This window comes from Arthrobacter sp. Ms25 (assembly GCF_059090365.1).
In genome coordinates this window covers 643,693-664,847 of the sequence record NZ_JBNHFP010000001.1, presented here as the reverse complement: position 1 = coordinate 664,847, position 21,155 = coordinate 643,693, and the positions used below count along the sequence as shown (strand labels likewise).

The 21,155-nt window shown below is 67.0% G+C and carries 17 protein-coding genes; 11 read left to right on the top strand and 6 right to left on the bottom strand.

Going from position 1 to position 21,155, the window contains the following annotated elements; all coding sequences use genetic code 11:
* The 3 genes from AC5RT8_RS03070 to AC5RT8_RS03060 all read right to left on the bottom strand — a co-directional run bounded on the left by AC5RT8_RS03070 (position 1) and on the right by AC5RT8_RS03060 (position 3,362).
* Complete coding sequence (locus tag AC5RT8_RS03070) at positions 1 to 471, bottom strand: Hsp20/alpha crystallin family protein (protein ID WP_494094221.1); 471 nt, start codon at positions 469 to 471, stop codon at positions 1 to 3.
* A gap of 183 nt (positions 472 to 654) precedes the next feature.
* On the bottom strand, positions 655 to 2,196 hold the full coding sequence (locus AC5RT8_RS03065) for an HNH endonuclease (protein ID WP_494094220.1): 1,542 nt from the start codon (positions 2,194 to 2,196) through the stop codon (positions 655 to 657).
* A 194-nt stretch (positions 2,197 to 2,390) separates the two neighbouring features.
* A complete protein-coding gene (locus AC5RT8_RS03060) occupies positions 2,391 to 3,362 on the bottom strand; it encodes a phosphotransferase (protein WP_494094219.1) in 972 nt (323 codons plus the stop codon).
* Between the two features lie 169 nt (positions 3,363 to 3,531).
* Between AC5RT8_RS03060 and AC5RT8_RS03055 the strand changes: the two genes are divergently transcribed.
* Positions 3,532 to 3,975: a MarR family winged helix-turn-helix transcriptional regulator gene (locus tag AC5RT8_RS03055; RefSeq protein ID WP_494094218.1), complete on the top strand. Its 444-nt coding sequence runs from the start codon at positions 3,532 to 3,534 to the stop codon at positions 3,973 to 3,975.
* Positions 3,976 to 4,008: 33 nt separating this feature from the next.
* Entirely contained in the window at positions 4,009 to 5,022 is a 1,014-nt protein-coding gene (locus AC5RT8_RS03050) for an NADP-dependent oxidoreductase (RefSeq protein WP_494094217.1), read from the top strand.
* Here the strand turns inward: AC5RT8_RS03050 and AC5RT8_RS03045 are convergent.
* From AC5RT8_RS03045 to AC5RT8_RS03035, 3 genes are read right to left on the bottom strand one after another with little or no spacing between them, the layout of a single operon-like run.
* Entirely contained in the window at positions 5,012 to 6,121 is a 1,110-nt protein-coding gene (locus AC5RT8_RS03045) for a glycosyltransferase family 4 protein (protein WP_494094531.1), read from the bottom strand. The genes AC5RT8_RS03050 and AC5RT8_RS03045 overlap by 11 nt on opposite strands.
* Positions 6,122 to 6,123: 2 nt before the next feature.
* Positions 6,124 to 7,053, bottom strand: coding sequence for an alpha/beta fold hydrolase (locus tag AC5RT8_RS03040; protein ID WP_494094216.1), 930 nt, complete (start codon positions 7,051 to 7,053; stop codon positions 6,124 to 6,126).
* Complete coding sequence (locus AC5RT8_RS03035) at positions 7,054 to 7,890, bottom strand: aldo/keto reductase (RefSeq protein ID WP_494094215.1); 837 nt, start codon at positions 7,888 to 7,890, stop codon at positions 7,054 to 7,056.
* Positions 7,891 to 8,087: 197 nt separating this feature from the next.
* Here AC5RT8_RS03035 and AC5RT8_RS03030 point away from each other — a divergent pair, with 197 nt between their 5' ends.
* The 9 genes from AC5RT8_RS03030 to AC5RT8_RS02990 all read left to right on the top strand — a co-directional run bounded on the left by AC5RT8_RS03030 (position 8,088) and on the right by AC5RT8_RS02990 (position 21,123).
* Complete coding sequence (locus AC5RT8_RS03030) at positions 8,088 to 8,825, top strand: MIP/aquaporin family protein (RefSeq protein WP_494094214.1); 738 nt, start codon at positions 8,088 to 8,090, stop codon at positions 8,823 to 8,825.
* A 62-nt stretch (positions 8,826 to 8,887) separates the two neighbouring features.
* Complete coding sequence (gene glpK, locus AC5RT8_RS03025) at positions 8,888 to 10,411, top strand: glycerol kinase GlpK (protein ID WP_494094213.1); 1,524 nt, start codon at positions 8,888 to 8,890, stop codon at positions 10,409 to 10,411.
* A 150-nt stretch (positions 10,412 to 10,561) separates the two neighbouring features.
* Positions 10,562 to 11,917 carry a flavin-containing monooxygenase gene (locus AC5RT8_RS03020; protein WP_494094212.1) on the top strand — a complete coding sequence of 452 codons (1,356 nt, stop codon included), beginning with the start codon at positions 10,562 to 10,564 and terminating at the stop codon, positions 11,915 to 11,917.
* A complete protein-coding gene (locus AC5RT8_RS03015) occupies positions 11,917 to 12,849 on the top strand; it encodes a bile acid:sodium symporter family protein (RefSeq protein WP_494094211.1) in 933 nt (310 codons plus the stop codon). The genes AC5RT8_RS03020 and AC5RT8_RS03015 overlap by 1 nt, the downstream gene beginning before the upstream one ends.
* Complete coding sequence (locus tag AC5RT8_RS03010; protein ID WP_494094210.1) at positions 12,846 to 13,817, top strand: SDR family oxidoreductase; 972 nt, start codon at positions 12,846 to 12,848, stop codon at positions 13,815 to 13,817. Before AC5RT8_RS03015 ends, AC5RT8_RS03010 begins: the two co-directional genes overlap by 4 nt.
* 233 nt (positions 13,818 to 14,050) lie before the next feature.
* Entirely contained in the window at positions 14,051 to 16,552 is a 2,502-nt protein-coding gene (gene leuS, locus AC5RT8_RS03005; protein WP_494094530.1) for a leucine--tRNA ligase, read from the top strand.
* Between the two features lie 13 nt (positions 16,553 to 16,565).
* Positions 16,566 to 17,573, top strand: coding sequence for a DegV family protein (locus AC5RT8_RS03000; RefSeq protein ID WP_494094209.1), 1,008 nt, complete (start codon positions 16,566 to 16,568; stop codon positions 17,571 to 17,573).
* A gap of 101 nt (positions 17,574 to 17,674) precedes the next feature.
* A complete protein-coding gene (locus AC5RT8_RS02995; RefSeq protein ID WP_494094208.1) occupies positions 17,675 to 18,508 on the top strand; it encodes a helix-hairpin-helix domain-containing protein in 834 nt (277 codons plus the stop codon).
* Positions 18,509 to 18,513: 5 nt separating this feature from the next.
* The gene (locus tag AC5RT8_RS02990; protein WP_494094207.1) at positions 18,514 to 21,123 is read left to right on the top strand and encodes a ComEC/Rec2 family competence protein; all 2,610 of its coding nucleotides are present in this window, start codon (positions 18,514 to 18,516) and stop codon (positions 21,121 to 21,123) included.
* The last annotated feature ends 32 nt before the right edge of the window (positions 21,124 to 21,155 follow it).

The following is a 21,155-nucleotide window of genomic DNA, read 5'->3' as shown; positions in this document are numbered from 1 at the left end:
CTAGGCGTTGACCGCCTCGCGCTCTTCGTGCTGTTCAGCTGCAGCATTTGGTTCCTGTGCCAGGACTGCGGTGTCCGAAGGAGCCTGGACGGCAATCCGGCGCGGCTTGGCCTTCTCGCTGACCGGGATGGTCACACTCAGGACACCGTTGCTGTACTGGGCGGAAATCTTCTCGGTGGCGATGCCCTGGCCCAGATTCAGCTGGCGCAGGAAGGAACCGCTTTCGCGTTCGCGGGTGAGCCACTTGACGCCTTCGACGCCGTGCAGCGTCCGCAGGGCACGGATGGTCAGCAGCTGTCCATCAACGTCGACGTCAATGGATCCGGGATCGATCCCCGGCAGGTCGGCCGCCAGGATGTAGTTGTCCCCCTGCCGGTAGAGGTCCATCGGCATACCGCGCAGCGAACCTTCGCCGCGCAGGGCCTGTGCCATCCGGTCGAATTCCTGGAACGGATCAAATTTCATAGCCATGTGGTATCAACTCCTCCATCCGATCGCTTCAAAAAGCGGTGTCAATGTTCGTTTCAAAGTTGAGTCGATGCCGCTCAACTTGTGGCAATGAGATTAGCACTCTCCATGGCCGAGTGCCAAGTGCCGTATCCGATGCAGCCACTTCCGGTACCGATTGAGGTCCCAGTGGCAACGCCGTAATTTTCAAGCCACCCACAGCAGATCGATGACGCCGGCCTCCATCAGTGAGGCACCCTCGCTCCGGTAAGAACCACCCTGCTGGGCGTCCCCGCTTGGGGTGGTCTCCTCGCGCCCGGGGCGCATGTTCCGGCGTGCACGTATCGGCATCGGCTGGACCCCCGGCAGCGGGGGAGCGGTGGAACGGTAGGTATGTCCGGTCGGCGTGGTGGTGTCCACGGTATGGCCGTCCCGCGCCTCAGTTGCCCCGGTATCGGAGGCATTGGATTTTGCTGTTGTGGATCGCCAGCCCGGGGCTTCCTTGGCCAGGTTGCAGGCTTCACACAGACCCTGGCCGTTGTCCGCGGTGGTGAGTCCGCCCTGGCGGTGGCGCTGAATGTGGTCGATGTGCCGGATCGGTGCTCCGCACCACGGTGTTCGGCACACCTGGTCCCGAGTCGCGATGTACCGGGCCAGTGCCTTGGGAAAGATGCGGGCACGTGGTTCCATGGCCGTCAATTGGCCTGTTTCAGGGTCCGTGTAAAGACGGCGAAGGGTCCGTGGGATGGCCGGATCAGTGGGCGGATCCGTATCGGAGGTTGATCCACCTTCCCTGCGCCTGTCCTCGCTTTGTCCACCGTTCCCCATCACCAGATCACGGGCCCATTGAGCAGGAACCGGCCCGTAACCGGGAACTACGGCAGCGTCCGCCGATCCGCCCAGTAGGGTGCGATCGGTCATAATCAGCGCAATCTCAACCCTCATGCGGTTCGTATCGGCGGAGCCGGTGACCCTCTCCACCAAGGTGTCGGCCATAATCTGTCCACGGCCGCGCCTGTCGCCGGCAGACCGCAACCGGTCGGCTTCGCGGGAAAGGGCTGCATATACCCCGACGCCTTGGGCCACAGGTAACAGTCCCGTCAGATAGGTCATGGTGTCGGGAGCCGGCCGGCAGGATACAAACCGATCGGCGGCCGCCTTGGCGGAGCGCTTCACCGCTGCCTGCGGATCGAGGCGGTAAGCAGCCGACCTGGCACGGGAAAGGACCTGCCGGTCACCCAGGGCGAGGAGCGCGTCCGGATCGCCTGCCACTTCCTTATCGACACGCCTCCGGTCTTCAACACTTAGGCATGCCGTTTCCCGCACCAGTAAAGTGGCCCGCCACTCGTTGATCTGCCCCCGGGAGAGCGCTTCCAACGTGCACGGCATTTCAGCCGTCAAGGCTTTGCCCAGCCCCAACAACCGGCCGCCCTTGGCGGGGGATTCCCTGCGGGCCAAGGCGATCTGTGCTGCCACTCCGAGTCCCAGTTCGCCTGCCGGCAGTCCTGCCTCGGCCCGTTTCCGGCGCTGGGATTCATCGAAGAGAACAGCGATACGGGCCTGCTCGGCGGCCGCTGCTGCTTTCAATGCCTCCAAGGTACTCAACTGGTCAATAAGCTCAGCGTCCGGGCAGGATTGGGCTGCCGTATCGGCGGTTGCCAGGACGTCTACCCAGTCGCCGAACAGCGCCGACCGGGCTTGTTCCGGCGGGGGCAGATGGTGCTGGGACGGAGACGAATATTCGAACATGTGTTCGAGTTTAGTCAGCGGCAACTGCCTTGGACAGGAAAAAATACCCGGCTTACTACCTGTCTTTTTTGGGAAAGGGTTTGCCGCTGGCTAGCGGCATCCGCCCTTCCCCATCGGCCCATCCGTCACGTGACGCCAATCAACCGGCCCATGTCGGTCCGCCCATCGGGTCGGCACTCACCCATCCGCCGCCATTAACTCCGACGGCTCACCAACCATTCATAGACCAACCGCGCAGTGTGCCGGCCATGAACGCGCAAATGCGGACTGCTTTCCACATCCGGTTGGCCGCCCCAATAAATCATGTAGTTCAACAGTGCCGAGAGCAGTGCATCGACAGAGGCGGCGGGCACGTTCCTCGAGAGTTCCGACCGCTGCAGCCACGCGTCGGCGTCGATGCCGTCCGCCCGGACGTAGGGCAGCAGGCCCACCCAATCGATCCACGCGGCACCGGTGCCCAGGAAGTTCCAGTCGCAAAACAGGGCGCGCTCCTGCGAGATGAGGATATTGTCGGCCCGCAGGTCCCCGTGAAGCACGGCGTCGCCGGCCAGCGCCTCTGGGGCCAGGTCGAGGGCAGCCTGGAACGCCCGGGCCTCGTCCCGGGTGAGGCCGGGCAGGAACCAGGGCACGGCACCGCCGTCCACGACGGGCTGGAACTGGGAGGGAAGGCCAGCCAGGTCCTCCGCAACCGGGGTGCCTCCCTCGCTGCGGGGAAAGCCGGACAAAAGCCGGGCGGCAGAGACACATGCCGCTTCGACGACGGCAACGTCCGACTCGGTCCACGGCTGTCCGGGCATCCGGCCCTCCACAGCCTCGTACACCAGTATCTGCCAGTCCATGCCGTCCACCACCACGAGATCAGTGCTGCGCAGTGCGGGCATCGGCATATCTTCGGGCATCAAGGGAACCACTTCGGACTCCCTGCGATAGGAGGGAAAGATGAAGGAATCCGACGCCGCTGCTGCTTTGGCAAACACCCGCGCCCCGAGGTTGCTGCCGACGACGGCGGCGAACCCCGGCGTGAACCCGCCGCCGGCCGGATGCACCACCGTCACTTCTCCGCCCACCTCAGCGGCGATCCTCTCCCGGACGACGTCGGGCAGCCGGTCCCAGGGGAGGCGGCTGGCGGTGCGGCGGTAATCGGGGACGGTAAGGGGTTGATGCATGGGCCCAGCCTAGGCGAAGGTATCCGCCGCGGGCCGTAGGGACCCGGATGGGAAGGACCAGTGCCGGATCCCGGGCCGACCACCGTGGTCGTAAGCATCAGGCCCCGGGAAGCAAACAGCCAACAGCAAAAGCATTGTGCACAACTAAGTTGTGGCCTACGGTAGCCGGATGAACGAATCACTGCAGCGACAGGTGTGCTTTTCGCTGTACTCCGCCTCACGGGCAGCCACCGCACTGTACCGCCCGATGCTCGAGGAACTGAAGCTCACCTACCCGCAGTTCCTGGTGATGACGCTGCTCTGGGAACAGGACGGCCAGAGCGTGGGCGACCTGGGCCACTCCCTGGAACTGGACTCCGGCACGTTGTCTCCGCTGCTCAAACGCCTGGAGGCAGCGGAGCTGCTGCAGCGCCGCCGCGCCGCCGAGGATGAGCGGCGGGTCCGCGTCTACCTCACGGATTCCGGGCGTGCCCTGGAACAGAAATCCCGTGACCTGCCTGACCGTGTGGCCGCGTCCGCCGGCCTGGACCCGGAGGAGCTGCGCAGCCTCCAGGAAACTCTCGCCAAGGTCAATGCCGCCCTGCGCCAGTCAGTGGTCAAAGAGGACCAGTAAATTTTCCATTCACCCGACAGATAGGTGCATTTCATGAGCAACCGTCCCCACACCGGCCGCGAAATCCAGCTGGCCTCCCGGCCGGAAGGCTGGCCCGCAGAGGAGAACTTCCGTCTGACGGAGGTGCCGGTCCCGGAACTGCAGGATGGCCAGGTCCTGGTCCGCAACCTGCACATGTCCGTGGACCCCTACATGCGCGGACGGATGAACGACGTGAAGTCCTACGTCCCGCCCTTCAAGCTGGACGCTGCGCTGGAAGGCGGAGCCGTCGGTGAAGTGGTGGAGTCCCGCTCCGACGCGCACAAGCCCGGGGACAAAGTGGCCCACTGGCTGGGCTGGCGTGACTATGCAGTCCTGGACGGGAAGCGCGCACGAATCATCGACACGGATCTGGCCCCGGCCAGCGCCTACCTGGGCGTGCTCGGCATGCCGGGGGAGACCGCCTACAGCGGCCTGACCAAGGTTGCGGAGTTCCGCGAAGGGGACGTGGTTTTCGTGTCCGGTGCGGCCGGTGCCGTGGGCTCACTGGTGGGACAGATGGCCAAGGTCATGGGAGCCAAGAAGGTCATCGGCAGCGCAGGTTCAGCGGAAAAAGTCCAGCGGCTGCTTGACCTCGGGTTCGACGAAGCCTTCAACTACCACGACGGCCCCGTGAAGGAATCCCTGAAGAAGGCTGCCGGTGCGGACGGCATTGACGTCTACTTCGACAACGTCGGCGGCGAGCACCTCGAAGCTGCCCTCTCGGTGATGAACCGGGGTGGCCGCGTGGCAATGTGCGGTGCCATTTCCGTGTACAACGACAAGGGTGCCGCGTCTGGCCCGCGCAACCTCGCCCTCGCCATCGGTAAGGAAATCACCCTTCGCGGCTTCCTCGTCGGCAGTTACAGCCGGTACGTGGACGAGTTCAACACCCGGATGGCCCAGTGGCTGCGGGAAGGCGCCGTCAGCTATGACGAAACCTTCGTGCACGGCCTGGAGAATGCCCCCCAGGCCTTCATCGACCTCATGAAGGGCGCCAACAAGGGCAAAATGATCGTCAGCCTGTAAGGGGAGACACCAAACGACGGCGGCGGCCGGGGAACAGGCGGACAGCCTCCCCGGCCGCTTCCATCAGCTGGGCTGCCGAAGTGTCCCACCCGTAGTCGGCGGCCCGGCGCAGTCCCGCGTCCGACGCCTTCTGCCACCGTCCCGGCTCGGCCAGCTCGCGGACGGCCCCGGCAAATGCCGCCGGATCGTCCGGATCCACCAACAGCGCCGCGCCGCCGGAAACCTCACGGAAGATGGGAATATCACTGGCAACCACCGGCGTGCCCGTTGCCATAGCCTCAATCACCGGCAGGCCGTAGCCCTCCGCCTTGGACAGCGTCACCAGTGCCGTGGCCCGCCGCAGCAGCCGGTCATATTCCTCGTCCGTGACGCCGTTGTGGAACTGCACCTGCGCACCGTTCGGGATCAGAGCCTCCAGCTCGGACCTTCGCGCATCGTTGATCCGGCTAAGCAGGTGCAGGGTGAAGCCCGGCAGGTGCTCCATGCCGCGGATCACGGTCTCCACGTTCTTATAGGGCATGAACGACCCCATATACAGCAGCGACGGTTCCACCGCCGTATCCGGGTCCCGCGGGACCGCGCCCGCCTGCGGAGCGTTGGCCACCATCCGGACCGGCCGCCGCGTCAGCCGGTGGCGGGCCATGAGACCGCGCGTGGTTTCGCTGATGGTGGCGACGACGTCGGCCCGGTTCAGCAGCAGCCGCTGCGGCCAGTAAGCCAGGTGGTACAGCCGCCACAGTCCACGCACGGGCAGCGGCAGGAACGACGGCGGCGTCGGGTTCTGGTAGTAGATCAGGTCATGCAGGGTCAGGACGAGCGGATACTTCCGCCCCCAGCTGCCCATGGTCTGCATGGGACAGAACACCGCGTCCGCACCCAGGCGGTTGATGCGCCACGCGACAAACAGCTCGGCGGGGGAGAGCGGGCTGTTGATTTTCACCCAGGGCAGGTCCGGCAGCAAAGCCAGCTGGCGTTCGTCCGAGATCAGCATCAGCACGTCGGCATGTTCGCTGACCGCCTCGATCAGGCTGGCACCGTAGCGGCTGATGCCGTCGTGGTGGTCCGTGCGGGTGAAGCGTGCGTCAATGGCCAGCTGCATCCTCATGCATGCCTCCGGGACAGGAAATCTTCAATGAGCTCCGCCGCTTCTACAGGCTTCTCGTAATGGACCAGGTGTCCGGCGCCGGGAAGGATGTGCAGCTCCGCGTCCGGGATCATCGCGGCCAGCCTCCGCTGGCCCTTGACCGATCCGATGTCGTCCTGCTCGGCCGCGACCAGCAGCGCCGGCATGGAAAGCTGGGCAGCGACGTCGCGCACGGTGGCCGAGATGGAGGCCCGGAACGCATCCAGGACCACTGCCCGGTTGGCGAAGGCACTGAAATACGCGTCGTGCTGGCCGTGGATCCACCGCCGCAGGCATCGGTCACGGGTCTTGGCCATGAACACGCTCATCCCGCGGACAATCACCGGACTGCTCAGCAGGGCCATGCCCGCCTTCTCCGGCAACGCCGCGCTGATCCGGTAATAGAGCTCTGCGGCTTTGCTGGTGATGCCCTTGGGCCCTTCAAGGGCCGGTTCGCAGATCGGGTTCACCAGGATCAGCCGGCTGATCAGCTCCGGCTGATCGGCCGCCAGATGCGCGGCAATGATGGAGCCGAAGGAATGGCCCAGCAGCACGGTGTCCGGTCCCAGGTCCAGAGCGGCAAACATGTCGCGGACAAAGGACGTGTAGGCCGCAACGTCATGGGCACCCGGCAAAGGTGCCCCGGAACCGAACCCGGGGAGGTCCGGCACCAGGACCCGGCGGCGGGGAAGCGCTTCGACAATCCGCAGCAGTCCGTGGTGGTCGCCGCGGAAGCCGTGGAGCATCAGGATCGGCGGGAGCCCGGCGTCGTCGTCCGTTACCGGCGCAAAGTCGCGGCAGACCTGTTCCGTGCCGTCGACCGAAAAGGACCGCACGGCGGCCTGGCGCGTGAACGGCGCAGGGGCGCCCGACGGCGTCGAGGACCGAGGCGTCGCTGTACCGGACATTCAGTTCACCTTGTCGGGGTGCGAGCCGGACCGCTCTCCCCGGTCCAGCGCACTCAACGCCGTCCGGTGCCCGTCGGTCAGCTCGAAGGTGTACAGATCCAGGTTTCCGGCAATGCGCTCCGGGCTGCTGGCTTTGGGGAGGACAATCGTGCCCAGGTCCAGGTGCCAGCGGAGGACCACCTGCGCGGGGGTGCGGCCGAGTTCGGCGGCAATCCGCACCACGACCGGGTCCGCCAGGACTCTGCCCCGGCCCAGCGGACTCCACGCGGACGTCCGGATCCCCAGGTCCTGGTGCATCTGCCGCAGTTCCGCCTGCGCAAGCCAGGGGTGCAGCTCAATCTGGTTTACCGCCGGAACAATCCCGGTCGCTTCCAGCAGCTGCCGCAGATGGGCGGGCTGGAAATTGGAGACGCCGATGGCGCGGACCCGGCCGTCGGCATAGAGCTTCTCCAGCGCCCGGTACGTGTCGATGAACTGTCCCCGCTCCGGGCACGGCCAGTGGATGAGATAGAGGTCCAGGTACTCCAGACCCAGCCGGGACAGGGACGCGTCAAAGGCACGCAGGGTCGAGTCGTAGCCCTGGTCGGTGTTCCAGACCTTGGAGGTCACGAAGATGTCGCTGCGCGCAGCACTCGTCCTGCCGGTGAAGGACCGAACCGCTTCGCCCACCCCGGCCTCGTTGCCGTACAGGGCGGCCGTGTCGATATGCCGGTACCCTGCCTCGAGCGCGTCCAGGCACAGCCCGGCGGCGTCGCCGGCCGGGATCTTGTACGTTCCGAAGCCCACCTGGTCCATGAGGACGCCGTTGTTGAGCTCAATTTTCGGTACCGGCTGCATAGGATGACTTTACCGAGCCGCGGGCGCGGCGCCGAATCGTGCCCTGACTACCTGTTTCTCCGTGTGAAGATTGGCGTGGCGCCAAACAGGTCAGCTAAGGTAATGGCGCTTCTTGCAAAAGATTGATTGCATAGAACCCAACAGTCCGGCCACCCGCCTGGGTCGCGGACGGATACGAATGATCGGAGGAGTCGATGGTGACTCTGGGAGAAGTTTTCATCAGTGAGCTGGCGGGTACTGCCATCCTCATTATTCTGGGCTGCGGCGTTGTCGCCAACGTCGCCCTGGCAAAAACGAAGGGTGCCGGCGGCGGAACCCTGATGGTCAACTGGGGGTGGGCCATCGGTGTGTTCGCCGGCGTGTACGCGGCAGCCATTTCCGGCGCGCACATCAACCCCGCCGTGACGGTAGGCCTCTGGGCAGCCGGCAATGAAGAGTTCGCGCCGGGCGTCGAGGTGTCCTTCGGTGCCGCCATGGTGTACTTCGCCGGGCAGATGGCCGGTGCCATCGTCGGTGCCTTCGTGGCATGGCTTGCTTACAAGAAGCAGTTCGACGATGAACCCGATGCAGCAAACATCCTGGGCGTCTTCTCTACGGGTCCCGCTATCCGTTCCTACGGCTGGAACGTTGTCACCGAGGTCGTGGGCACGTTCGTCCTCGTCTTCACCATCGTCGCCTTTGCCGGCACGCCTACCGAACTCGGCCCGCTGGCCGTGGCACTCGTGGTTCTCGGCATCGGCGCCTCCCTCGGCGGACCGACCGGCTACGCCATCAACCCGGCCCGTGACCTCGGGCCGCGCATCGTCCACGCCCTGCTGCCCATCCCCGGCAAGGGAAGCAGCGACTGGGCCTACTCGTGGGTCCCCGTCGTAGGCCCGCTGATCGGCGGAGCCCTGGGCGGCTTCGTGGGAGCCCAGATTCCCCTCCCGCTGTAAGTGCACCGCCGGCCCGTCGGGACCGGCACCCCTAAAGACCCCCACTGCAAGGAGCAGAAACAATGCCTGACAATCCCAGGTACATCATCGCCATCGACCAGGGCACCACCAGCAGCCGTGCAATCGTCTTCGGCCACGACGGAAACATCGTTTCCACCGGGCAGAAAGAACACGAGCAGATTTTCCCGCACGCCGGCTGGGTCGAGCACGATCCGATGGAGATCTGGACGAACGTCCGCGAAGTGGTGGGCAGCGCGCTGTCCAAGGCCAACCTGACCCGGCACGACATTGCCGCCGTCGGCATCACCAACCAGCGCGAAACGGCCGTGGTCTGGGACCGCAACACGGGCGAGCCGGTGTACAACGCCATTGTCTGGCAGGACACCCGCACGCAGCCCATCGTCAACGAGCTCGCGGAAAACGGGGGCCTGGACCGGTTCAAGGACACCGTCGGCCTGCCGTTGGCGACGTACTTCTCCGGCACGAAGATCAAGTGGATCCTGGACAATGTCGAGGGGGCACGTGAACGGGCAGAGGCAGGGGACCTCATGTTCGGCAACACGGATTCCTGGATTGTCTGGAACCTGACCGGCGGCACCGACGGCGGCGTGCACATCACCGATGTCACCAACGCCTCCCGCACGCTGTTCATGAACCTTGAGACCCTCACCTGGGATGAGGACATCCTCAAGGAATTCGGCATCCCGCGGTCGATGCTTCCCGAAATCAAGTCCTCCTCCGAGGTCTACGGCATGGTTGCCGGCTCGCAGCTGCTGCGCGAGACCCCGGTGGCCGGCATCCTCGGCGACCAGCAGGCGGCAACCTTCGGCCAGGCTGCGTTCGAGAAGGGCAACGCCAAGAACACCTACGGCACCGGCTGCTTCCTGATCTTCAACACCGGCGAAGAAATCGTGCGGTCCGAAAACGGACTCATCACCACCGTCGCGTACCAGCTCGGCGATGCCAAGCCGGTCTACGCCCTGGAGGGTTCCATCGCCGTCACCGGCTCCCTGGTCCAGTGGCTCCGCGACAACCTGGGCATCATCAACAGTGCCCCGGAGATCGAAGAACTCGCCCGCAAGGTCGAGGACAACGGCGGCGTCTACATCGTGCCCGCGTTCTCCGGTCTGTTCGCACCGTACTGGCGTGCCGATGCACGCGGCGCAATGGTGGGCCTGACCCGCTACGTGAACAAGAACCACATCGCCCGGGCAGCCCTGGAAGCAACCGCTTTCCAGACCCGGGAAGTGCTCGACGCCGTGAATGCCGACTCCGGCGTTCCGCTGACCGAGCTGCGCGTGGACGGCGGCATGGTCGCCAATGATGCCCTCATGCAGTTCCAGGCCGATATCCTCGGCGTGGACGTGGTCCGTCCCAAGGTCATCGAGACCACGGCACTGGGTGCAGCCTACGCAGCGGGCCTGGCCGTCGGCTTCTGGAACGACACCGACGAGCTTGAGCAGAACTGGGATGAAGGCAAGCGCTGGAGCCCGCAGATGGAAGAATCCGAGCGTGAGCGCCAGATGCGCCTCTGGAAGAAGGCCGTCACCAAGACCTTCGACTGGGTTGACGACGACGTGCAGTAGTTCGAAAGCAGAATAACGAAAGGCCCCGGCAGCACCAGCGCCGGGGCCTTTCGCGTGTCCTTCCCGGCGGGCCGGTTTGACCCGCCCGTCCACCCTTCGGTAGCGTTCTGGCTGCATCGACGGTGATGCAGGTCACAGAAACAGGTGGAAGTGTCTCCCGCAAATGAATTCGCACGATCGGAACTGCCCGTCGCCGTCATCGGCTCCGGACCCAGCGGCCTTGCCGCCATGCGGGCCCTGTCCAGGCAGGGCCTGGACTTTGTCGGCTTCGAACAGCACACCGACGTCGGCGGACTCTGGAACATCGGGAATCCGGCCAGCACGGTGTACGAATCGGCCCACCTGATCTCCTCGAAGACCACCACGGCCTTTTCCGAGTTTCCCATGCCGGAGGGGACCCCGGATTATCCCGGGCACCGGCACCTGCACGCCTATTTCGGCGCATATGCCGACACCTTCGGGCTTCGCAGCCATATTCGGTTCGGCACGCGGGTACTGCGCTCCGCCCCTTCCGGCGGGGGATGGGACGTGGACTGGGAAGGCCCGGACGGCCGCGGACACGGACGCTTCAGCGCCGTCATCGTGGCCACCGGCACCCTGCACACCCCGTCCGTCCCGGCGTTTCCCGGCTCCTTCAGCGGCGAGATCCGGCATTCGGCCCATTACAAGAACGCCTCCGAGCTCGCCGGCAAACGGGTGCTGATTGTCGGTGCCGGCAACAGCGGATGCGATATTGCCGTGGACGCCGTCCACCACGCTGACACTGTGGATGTCAGTGTCCGGCGCGGCTACTACTTCATTCCGAAGTACGTCTTCGGCCGGCCCACGGACACCCTGAACCAGGGCCGGCCGCTGCCCCGCCCGTTGAAGCAGTTCCTCGACAAGCGGCTGCTGCGCATGTTCACCGGGGACCCGCACCGCTTCGGCTTCCCGAAGCCGGACTACCGGATCTACGAGTCCCATCCGGTGGTGAACTCCCTGATCCTGCACCATCTGGGACACGGGGACCTGCAGGTCAGGGGCGACATTTCCCGGCTGGACGGGCACACCGTGCACTTCCGGGACGGCAGTACGGGGGAGTACGACCTCCTCCTGCTGGCCACGGGCTACGTGCTGGATTATCCCTTCCTAGACCCGGCGCTGCTCGGCTGGGACGGCCCGTCGCCGTCGTTGTACCTGAACATCTTCAGCCGCCAGGCGGAGAACCTCTTCGTGATCGGCATGGTGGAAGCCTCCGGGCTGGGCTGGGAGGGGAGATTCCGGCAGGCTGAACTGGCAGCGGCCTACCTGGCCGCGCAGGCCCGGGCACCAAAGTCTGCCGAGGAGTTCCGGCAGCTGATCCAGCAGGACTCGCCGGACGTCACCGGGGGCTACCGCTACCTTGGCGTGGACCGGATGAGCTACTACGTCAACAAGGACGCCTACCGGGCCCAGCTCGACGACCACTTGGAGCAGCTTGCCGCGCCGCGCGCTGAATCCGGGGTTCGGAACGAGGTGCACAGCTGATGCCCATCGACGACGTCGTCCTGAATTTCACGCCCGGCTCGCTCATTATCCTGAACGTGGTGCTGGCGCTCATCATCCTCGGCATTGCCCTGGACGTCCGTCCCGCCGACTTCCGGGCAGTACTGCGCAGCCCGAAGGCCGTGCTCCTGGGGATCGCAGCACAGTACATCGTGCTGCCAGCCGTCACCGTGGGACTGGCCCTCGCGCTGGATGTCCCGGGCTCCATTGCGCTGGGCATGATCCTGGTGGCCTGCTGTCCGCCCGGGGGAATTTCCAACGTGCTGGCCCACCGGGCCGGCGGCAACGTCGCCCTGTCGGCGTCGATGACCGCAGTGTCGAACCTGGTGGCCATTGCCGTAATGCCCCTGAATGTTGCCCTGTGGGCGCACCTAAACCCCGCAACGGAAACACTCATGCGCGGGTTTTCCCTGAACCGCTGGGAAATGCTGGTGCAGGTCCTGCTGATCATCGGCCTGCCGTTTGCCGTGGGAATGCCCGTGGCGCGCCGATATCCCGGCCTCACTGCCACGCTTCGCCCGTGGGTGCAGCGCATCGGCCTCATCGCCCTGCTGGCCTTCATCGTCGCCGGAACCGCCAGCAACCTCGGTCCGCTGCGCGAGCACCTCGGCACCATCTTCCTGGTGGTCCTGCTGCATGACGCCGTCGCCCTGGCGGCAGGGTACTGGACGGCCGCAGCGGTGCGCCTGGACGAGCCGAGCCGGCGCGCATTCACCTTCGAAGTCGGGGCACGCAACACCGGGCTGGGCCTGGGCCTGACCCTCACCTTCTTCGCCGGGCTCGGCGGGATGGCCATGGTCGCCGCCTGGTGGGGTGTCTGGGACATCCTGGCCGGGCTGCTCCTCGCCGCCTGGTGGCGGCGCCGGGACGGCCGGCAAAAGACAGGCAACCGGATCGCCGGAGCCGCGGCGTGACCCGGGTCTGCGTCACCGGCGGCAACGGCTTCCTGGGCAACGCCGTCGTCGCCGGGCTGGCAGCCCATCCGGACATTTCCCACGTGCTCAGCCTGGACATCCGGGAACCGGCTCCGGAGCGGAGGCTCGACGGCGTCGACTATGCGTTGGCGGACGTGTGTTCCCCCGATGTCGCCCGCCTGCTCGACGAACACCGGATCGACACCGTGGTCCATCTGGCGGCCATCGTGAACCCCGGGAAGAACACCACCCTGGAACAGGAATACCGGGTGGACGTGGAGGGATCACGCAACGTGCTGGCAGCCTGCATCGCCACCGGGGTTCACCACGTCATCATTTCCTCCTCCGGGGCCGCGTACGGCTACCACGCCGACAATTCCGCCTGGCTGACGGAGTCCGATCCGGTCCGCGGCAACGACGAGTTCGCGTACTCCCGGCACAAACGCCTGGTGGAAGAGGAACTGGCCCGCGTCCGTGCCGAACATCCGGAACTGCAGCAGACCATCTTCCGGATCGGCACCATTTTGGGCGCACGGGTACGGAACCAGATCACCGCACTCTTCGATGCCCCGCGGCTGCTCCGCGTGGCAGGCAGCGATTCACCGTTCGTGTTCATCTGGGATGAAGACGTGGCGGCCATCATGGTGCAGGCTGCGGTCACCGGACGCGGCGGCATCTTCAACGTAGCCGGCGACGGCGCGCTGACCGTCCGGGAGATAGCAGCACTGCTGGGCCGGGGAACCGTCAGCGTCCCGGCGCCGGTGCTTGCCGCGGCACTCTGGGCAGGCCACAAGCTGCGGTTAACGGTGCACGGCCCCGAACGGGTCCGTTTCCTCCGGTACCGTCCGGTGCTGGACAACACTGCGCTCAAGCAGGAGTTCGGGTTCACTCCCAGCCGCACGAGCAGGGAAGCGTTCCTGGCGTTCCGGGCGGCCCGGGAAGCAGCGCGTGACATTCGGCAGAAGTAGCGCCGGTTCCTGTCTCCCTGCGGCTCGCCCGCCGGAACCGGCTCGGGCGGGCATGCTCTGTTGTAAAGTGGAGAAATGAACGCAGTACTCCTCCTTAGCTAGCCGCGCACCGTCTGTGCGCGGCCGCCCCTTGCTTGTCGAGGGGCTTTTGTGTGTCTGGGGGAGGACCGGTAGGTCCGGTACATCGGACCGGAGCGTGGATCAACATTTTTCTTTCAGGACAGAGGCGAAGCATAGTGAGCACGCAGTCACAGACTGATCAGCAGGAAGAGGCCGTCTACAGTTTCGCGGCCATCGAGCAGAAATGGCCGGATGTCTGGGAGGACCTTGGCGTTTTCACCCCTGCCGACGACGGCTCGCGCGAACGGCGCTATGTACTGGACATGTTCCCGTACCCCTCGGGCGACCTGCACATGGGCCACGCCGAAGCGTTCGCGATGGGCGACGTCGTCGCCCGCTACTGGCGCCAGCTCGGGTACGACGTGCTGCACCCGATCGGCTGGGACTCCTTCGGCCTGCCCGCGGAAAATGCTGCCATCAAGAACAACGCGCACCCCAGCGACTGGACGTACCGCAACATCGAGACGCAGGCGGAGTCCTTCAAGCGCTACGCGATCAGCGTCGACTGGTCCCGCCGCATCCACACCTCGGACCCGGAGTACTACCGCTGGACCCAGTGGCTGTTCACCCGCTTCTACGAGCGCGGGCTGGCCTACCGGAAAAACTCCCCGGTCAACTGGTGCCCGAAGGACCAGACCGTCCTGGCCAACGAACAGGTAGTCAACGGCGCCTGCGAACGCTGCGGCACCGCGGTCACCAAAAAGTCCCTGAACCAGTGGTACTTTAAGATCACCGACTACGCGGACCGCCTGCTCGATGACATGGAGCAGCTCAAGGGACACTGGCCCGAGCGCGTGCTGGCCATGCAGAAGAACTGGATCGGCCGCTCCGAAGGCGCCCACGTCCAGTTCGACATCGAAGCTGCCGGGGACAAGGCCGAAGAGCAGGTCACGGTCTTCACCACCCGTCCGGACACCCTGGCCGGCGCCACCTTCTTCGTGGTCGCCGCCGACGCCCCGCTGGCACTGAACCTGGTGACGGACGAAAACCGGGATTCGCTGCTGGCCTACCGCGAGCAGGTCAAGGCACTGTCGGACATCGAACGCCAGTCCACTGAACGCACCAAGACCGGTGTCTTCACCGGCCGGTACGCCGTGAACCCGCTGAACGGCGAAAAGCTGCCGGTGTGGGCCGCCGACTATGTGCTGGCCGACTACGGCACCGGCGCCATCATGGCCGTCCCGGCGCACGACCAGCGCGACCTGGACTTCGCCAAGACCTTCGACCTGCCCGTGAAGGCAGTCCTGGACACCGGTGAAGAAGACCCCGCCGTCAGCGGCGTGGCCACCACCGGCGAAGGCACCCTGATTAACTCCGGTGCCCTGGACGGACTGCCGAAGGCGGAAGCCATTCCCGCAGCCATCCGGATGCTGGAGGAACAGGGCACCGGCGAGAAGTTCGTGAACTTCCGCCTGCGTGACTGGCTGCTCTCCCGCCAGCGGTTCTGGGGCACCCCGATCCCGATCATCCACTGCGCCGAATGCGGCGAGGTTCCGGTCCCGGACGACCAGCTGCCCGTCACGCTGCCCACCGGGCTGAAGGGTGAAGCACTGGCCCCGAAGGGCACCTCCCCGCTGGCCTCTGCCGAGGAGTGGGTCAGCGTGGCCTGCCCGAAGTGCTCCGGTCCGGCTCGGCGCGACACCGACACCATGGACACCTTCGTGGACTCCTCCTGGTACTTCATGCGCTTCGTTTCCCCGCACTTCACGGACGGTCCCTTCGACCCGGAGGCCGCGAAGAACTGGATGCCGGTCGGCCAGTACGTGGGCGGCGTCGAGCACGCCATCCTGCACCTGCTGTACGCACGGTTCTTCACCAAGGTGGTCCACGACATGGGCCTGCTCGAAGCCAGCGAGCCGTTCAGCTCCCTGCTGAACCAGGGCCAGGTCCTCAACGGCGGCAAGGCCATGTCCAAGTCCCTGGGCAACGGCGTGGACCTGGGCCAGCAGCTGGACAAGTACGGCGTCGACGCCGTGCGGCTCACCATGATCTTCGCGTCCCCGCCCGAGGACGACGTCGACTGGGCGGACGTCTCGCCGTCGGGCTCCGCCAAGTTCCTCGCCCGCGCCTGGCGCCTCGGGCAGGACATCACCAGCGAACCCGGCATCGATTACTCGGCCGGAGACCGGAAGCTGCGTGCGCTCACGCACCGGACCGTCGCCGATGCCACCGAACTGCTGGAGAACAACAAGTTCAACGTGGTGGTGGCCAAGCTGATGGAGCTGGTCAATGCCACCCGCAAGGCCATCGACTCCGGCGTCGGCGGTGCAGATCCGGCCGTGCGCGAAGCAGCCGAAGCCGTGGCCGTGATCCTGAGCCTGTTCGCCCCGTACACGGCGGAGGACCTGTGGAGCCAGCTCGGCCGTGAGGCGTCCGTGGTGAATGCGGGCTGGCCCACCGTGGACGAGGCACTGCTGGTGCAGGACACGGTGACTGCCGTGGTCCAGGTCCAGGGCAAGGTCCGGGACCGGCTCGAGGTAGCCGCCGACATTTCCGAGGAGGACCTGCGCGAGGCGGCCCTGGCTTCCGAGGCCGTGCAGCGGACTCTGGACGGCCGCGGTATCCGCACCGTGATTGTCCGGGCACCCAAGCTCGTGAACATCGTTCCGGCCTAGGCTCCCCGCTTCCGTGGACTGGCTGGAACGGCTCGCCGCGCGGGCCCGGGGACGGCAGCGGAGTGCTGCGGTCCCCGGGCCGTCCGTGGGTGTGGTCACCGACTCGGCCGCCGCACTGCCCCCGGGCTGGTCGGAGGCCGCGAACGTGACGCCCTTCGTGCGGGTGGTTCCGATGCCGGTCATGATCGGGGACCAGATCTACGGTGAAGGTTCCGAGGAACTGATTCCGGCGCTGGCCATGGCCCTGGCCCAGGGGCATGAGGTGCGTACCTCCCGCCCGGCCCCGGGCCGGTTCGAAGCGGCCTACGCCGAGCTCGCCGCTGCCGGATGCACCTCCGTAGTGTCCGTGCACCTCTCGGGCCAGCTGTCCGGCACGGTGGACTCGGCGCGCCTCGCTGCCCGCGCGGCGTCGGTCCCGGTGGAGGTCATCGACACGGCGACGGCGGCCATGGGCCAGGGATTCGCCGTGGCGGCGGCTGCGGAGTGTGCCCGCTCGGGCGCTTCACAGCAGGAGGTGGCCGCCAGTGCGCGGGCCGTGTCCTCGGATTCCACTACCCTTTTTTATGTTCCCAGCCTGGACCAGCTGCGGCGCGGCGGCCGGATCGGCGCTGCTGCCGGCTGGCTGGGTACACTCTTCGCCGTCAAGCCCATCCTGGTGCTCCGGGACGGGCGGGTGGTCCCGCTGGAACGCGTCCGCACCGCCCCGAAAGCCCTGGCCCGGCTGGCTGAACTGGTGCAGGAGGACGTTGCCGGCCGGACCGGCAAGGTCCGGGCCGCGGTGCACCATTTCGGCAATGCGTCCGAAGCCGAACGGCTCGCAGGTATTATCGGCGCCGCCGCTCCGGAGGTGGAGATCCTCATCTGCCCGGTCCCGGCGGTTCTGGCCGCTCATGTGGGACTGGGTGTCCTGGCGGTGGCAGTGGCCGGAGATCCGGCTGCCGCCGCCCATCCCCGTGCCGGCGGCGTACCCGTTCCGGACGGGGCGCCTGACAACAGTCCGACGCCGCCGACGGTTACCTGAGAATTCCTCCACAGGGCACCGGCCGTCCCAGGAACCGGGCCGCCGTCCACGGCTGCGTCCCCGGCCGCCCGTCCTACGCTGGGTACGCCTAGCGTGTGTCCATGGCACAACACCGATGGGAAACCGCGGGGCACCCGGGGGAACCGGATCCGGCGGCAGGACTCCCTGCCGGGCCGGATGAGTCACCACCCCGGGAACCATCCGGCAGACGCCGGTGGGCCTTCACTCTGCCCGCGGCGGTACTGGCAGTATGCCTGCTGCTGGGATGCGGGGCAGCAGCATACCTGCTCAGGGACCGCGATCCGGTGCCGGTGGCATCCGTTGACCTGGCGGGCCCAGTTCCTTCCGCGCAGCCTGACGGTGGTGCTTCCGGGACCCCTGCGGCTGCAGTGCCGTCCGCAGGGGACACCGCCCAGGCGACAGCTCCGGCGGCAGCGTCCGGTGGTGCGGGTGCCGTCGTGGTGCATGTTGCCGGGGCGGTGCAGCAACCCGGGGTGGTCCGCCTGCCGGCCGGGAGCAGAATCGTGGATGCCGTCGACGCCGCCGGAGGCACAGTGCCGGATGCGGACCTGGCGGGGGTGAATCTGGCTGCCGTTCTCACCGACGGGGCCATGGTGCTGGTGCCGCGGATCGGTGAACCCGCACCGCCGTCCGGGGGAGCGCCGGCGGCCGTTGGGAGCGGCAGCGGGGGAGCGTCGGGCGGAGGTACTGCAGCCGGCACCGGCGGTACGCCCGGGGCCGGCTCCCTGATCAACCTCAATACTGCCGACTCCGTGCAGCTGCAGGAGCTGCCGCGGGTGGGACCGGTGCTCGCTGAACGCATCATTGCCTGGCGGACTGAGCACGGAAGCTTCAGCAGGGCAGAGGATCTGGATGCGGTCCCCGGTATCGGCGAGGCCATGATGGCAGCACTTTTGCCCCTCGTGACGGTATAGCGGGCATGGCGCCGAAGGCCAACTGGTCCCGCTATGTTTCCTCGGCACTGGATTCCGTGCCGCCGGCTGCCTCCCCGGCTGCGCTCAAACGGGTCCGTCCCTCCGCCGGGGGAGGGCGGAAGGACTCGGCTGTCGAACCGCCTGCAAAGGTGCGCGAACTGCGGCTTCTGCCCACTGCTGCAGCAGCCTGGGCCGCGGCGTTCGGTGCTGTGCGCCTGTCCCCGGAGGCCGGCCTGCTGCTGTCCGCCGGCTTAGCCGGTGCGGGCATCGTGGCGCTTGCCCTCGCAGTGCGCCTGCATCCCGGCGCGGCGGCCGTCCTGCGTGGCGCAGCGGTCCCGGTGGCCGCAGCGGCGCTGGTTTGTGCCGGTGCCGCCGGCAGCCTGGCCGAGCGCAGCAGGGGACCGGTAGCCGCGGTCATCGCCGGCGAAAAGTCGATCAGCGCCGAATTCCGTGCCGCTTCCGACGCACGTCCGGCCGCAGCGGACCGCTTCACGGGCCAGCCCCGCTACCTCGTGGACGCCGTGGCCGAGACCGCCGCCGCGGACGGCAAACGGTTCCGGACATCGGCAACCATTCTCGTGGCGGGCGGCCCGGAGTACGCAGGCATTCGCTGGGGAGATCGGTTCACCAGTGCCGGGGCGTTGAGCAAACTTCCGCCCGGAGACCGGAACCTGGCACTGCTGCGTGCAGCGGCAGCCCCGGACATCCGACCGGCGGAAGGATGGCACGGCGCTACGGCGCAGCTGCGGGATGATTTTGTGCAGGCGGCAGCGGACCGGGGTGCCGCAGTGGACGGACTGTTGACGGGGATGGTGCTTGGCGACCGCCGCGCCCTGGACCCGGACCTGGCACAGGCGATGAAGGCCACCGGCCTGACCCACCTGACGGCCGTCTCCGGCGCCAACTGCTCCTATCTGCTGGCCTTTATCTTCCTGGCCGCCAGGGCGATGCGCCTGCCCCGCGCGGCGGCTGTGCTGCTGGCGCTGGCCGGGCTGTCGACCTTTGTCCTGCTCGTGCGACCGGATCCCAGCGTCCTGCGGGCAGCAGTGATGGGCGGGCTGGGCACTTTAGCGGTTCTTTCCGGGCGCGGACGGCTGCCCGTGGCCCTGTTGTTCCTGTCCATCACGGTCCTGCTGGCCATCGATCCGTGGCTGTGCACCAGTTACGCCTTTATCCTGTCGGTCTGCGCGACGTCGGGGCTGGTGGTCCTGGGCCCGCACCTGGTGCGGGTGTTCTCCATCCGGCTTCCGCTCTGGTTCGCGGCAGGCTTGGCAGTGCCCATTGCGGCCCAGCTGTTCTGCGCGCCGGTGCTGGTCCTTCTCCAGCCGGAGCTGCCGGTGTACTCAGTGCCCGCCAACCTGGTCGCTGCGCCGGTGGTGCCCGGCGTGACGATAGCGGGCATGCTGGCCGTCGGGCTGGTGGGCCTCGCACCGGCACTTGCCGGGATTCCTCTGACAACCGCTGCTGCAGGGGCGTGGTGGGTGGCGGGCACTGCGCGTGCCTTCGCATCCCTTCCCGGTGCCCTGGCGCCCTGGCCTGCCGGCGGTCCCGGAGTTGTACTCATGGGGGCGGCGATGGCCGGAGGAGTCTGCCTCGTTGTGTACCTGTCCCGGAGAGGCGGGCACCGCCCGGGCCTGATGCACCGCCTGGCCCTGACGCAACGGCAGCGGCATTCACCGCCCCCGTCCCGGATCCGGCCGAGCCGGCGGCGGGCGGGCCGCTGGACGGTGGCCGGTGCGGCCGTCGTCCTCGTCCTGCCGGCCGGCACCGTCCTGGCACAAAGAGGTGCGGGGGCGGAATCGGCCGGACCCGTGGGCGAGTGGGTGCTCGCTGCGTGCGATGTGGGCCAGGGCGACGGCCTGGCTGTCCGCGCCGGCCCGGACAGCGCCGTCGTGGTGGACGCCGGCCCGGACCCGGCGGCGATGGACGGCTGCCTGGACACGCTGGGTGTGCGGAGCGTTGAGCTGCTCGTGATTACCCACGCACACCTGGACCACTACGGCGGCACCTCCGGTGTCCTGTCCGGGCGGACCGTGTCGCAGGTGGGTTACTCCACCGCAGTGCCTGGTCTTCCCCCGGAACTGCAGGGTGCCCTGTCGGGATCATCGGCGCCCCGGCGGCAGTTGACTGAGGGCATGACGGGAACAGCGGGTGCGGTGCGCTGGGAGGTTCTCTGGCCTCGGCCGGCCGGTTCATCAGCCGGGACAGGAGTGGCTGCCGGGGAAGACGACGAGAACAATGCCAGCGTCATCCTGTTACTGACTGTCGCTTCCCCCGATGCGGGACGGCCGGCGTTGACCATCCTGCTTACGGGTGACGCCGAGACTGACGCTGCGGCCGCGGTGTTGGCAGCACACCCGGCATTGCGGTCCGGAGTGGACGTGCTGAAAGTTCCCCACCACGGGGCCCGTAACGGCGGCGGCGGTTGGCTGGAGGCGGTCCGCCCTAGGCTGGCGGTCATTTCGGTCGGTGCGGACAACGACTACGGCCACCCGGCCCCGCAGATTATCGAGGGGTTGGAACGCGCAGGCACAACCATCGCGAGGACGGACGAGCTCGGGACAGTTCTGGTGGAAAGGAAGGAGGATTCGCTGCATGTCAGCGGACTGGAATAATCCCGGCGCGCCGGCGGAAAATTGGCCGGACC

Bases quoted from the DNA above. Each gene is read 5' to 3' on its own strand.
- AC5RT8_RS03070 (WP_494094221.1), bottom strand. From the start codon at position 471: ATGGCTATGAAATTTGATCCGTTCCAGGAATTCGACCGGATGGCACAG.
- AC5RT8_RS03065 (WP_494094220.1), bottom strand. From the start codon at position 2,196: ATGTTCGAATATTCGTCTCCGTCCCAGCACCATCTGCCCCCGCCGGAA.
- AC5RT8_RS03060 (WP_494094219.1), bottom strand. From the start codon at position 3,362: ATGCATCAACCCCTTACCGTCCCCGATTACCGCCGCACCGCCAGCCGC.
- AC5RT8_RS03055 (WP_494094218.1), top strand. From the start codon at position 3,532: ATGAACGAATCACTGCAGCGACAGGTGTGCTTTTCGCTGTACTCCGCC.
- AC5RT8_RS03050 (WP_494094217.1), top strand. From the start codon at position 4,009: ATGAGCAACCGTCCCCACACCGGCCGCGAAATCCAGCTGGCCTCCCGG.
- AC5RT8_RS03045 (WP_494094531.1), bottom strand. From the start codon at position 6,121: ATGCAGCTGGCCATTGACGCACGCTTCACCCGCACGGACCACCACGAC.
- AC5RT8_RS03040 (WP_494094216.1), bottom strand. From the start codon at position 7,053: ATGTCCGGTACAGCGACGCCTCGGTCCTCGACGCCGTCGGGCGCCCCT.
- AC5RT8_RS03035 (WP_494094215.1), bottom strand. From the start codon at position 7,890: ATGCAGCCGGTACCGAAAATTGAGCTCAACAACGGCGTCCTCATGGAC.
- glpK (WP_494094213.1), top strand. From the start codon at position 8,888: ATGCCTGACAATCCCAGGTACATCATCGCCATCGACCAGGGCACCACC.
- AC5RT8_RS03015 (WP_494094211.1), top strand. From the start codon at position 11,917: ATGCCCATCGACGACGTCGTCCTGAATTTCACGCCCGGCTCGCTCATT.
- AC5RT8_RS02995 (WP_494094208.1), top strand. From the start codon at position 17,675: ATGGCACAACACCGATGGGAAACCGCGGGGCACCCGGGGGAACCGGAT.
- AC5RT8_RS02990 (WP_494094207.1), top strand. From the start codon at position 18,514: ATGGCGCCGAAGGCCAACTGGTCCCGCTATGTTTCCTCGGCACTGGAT.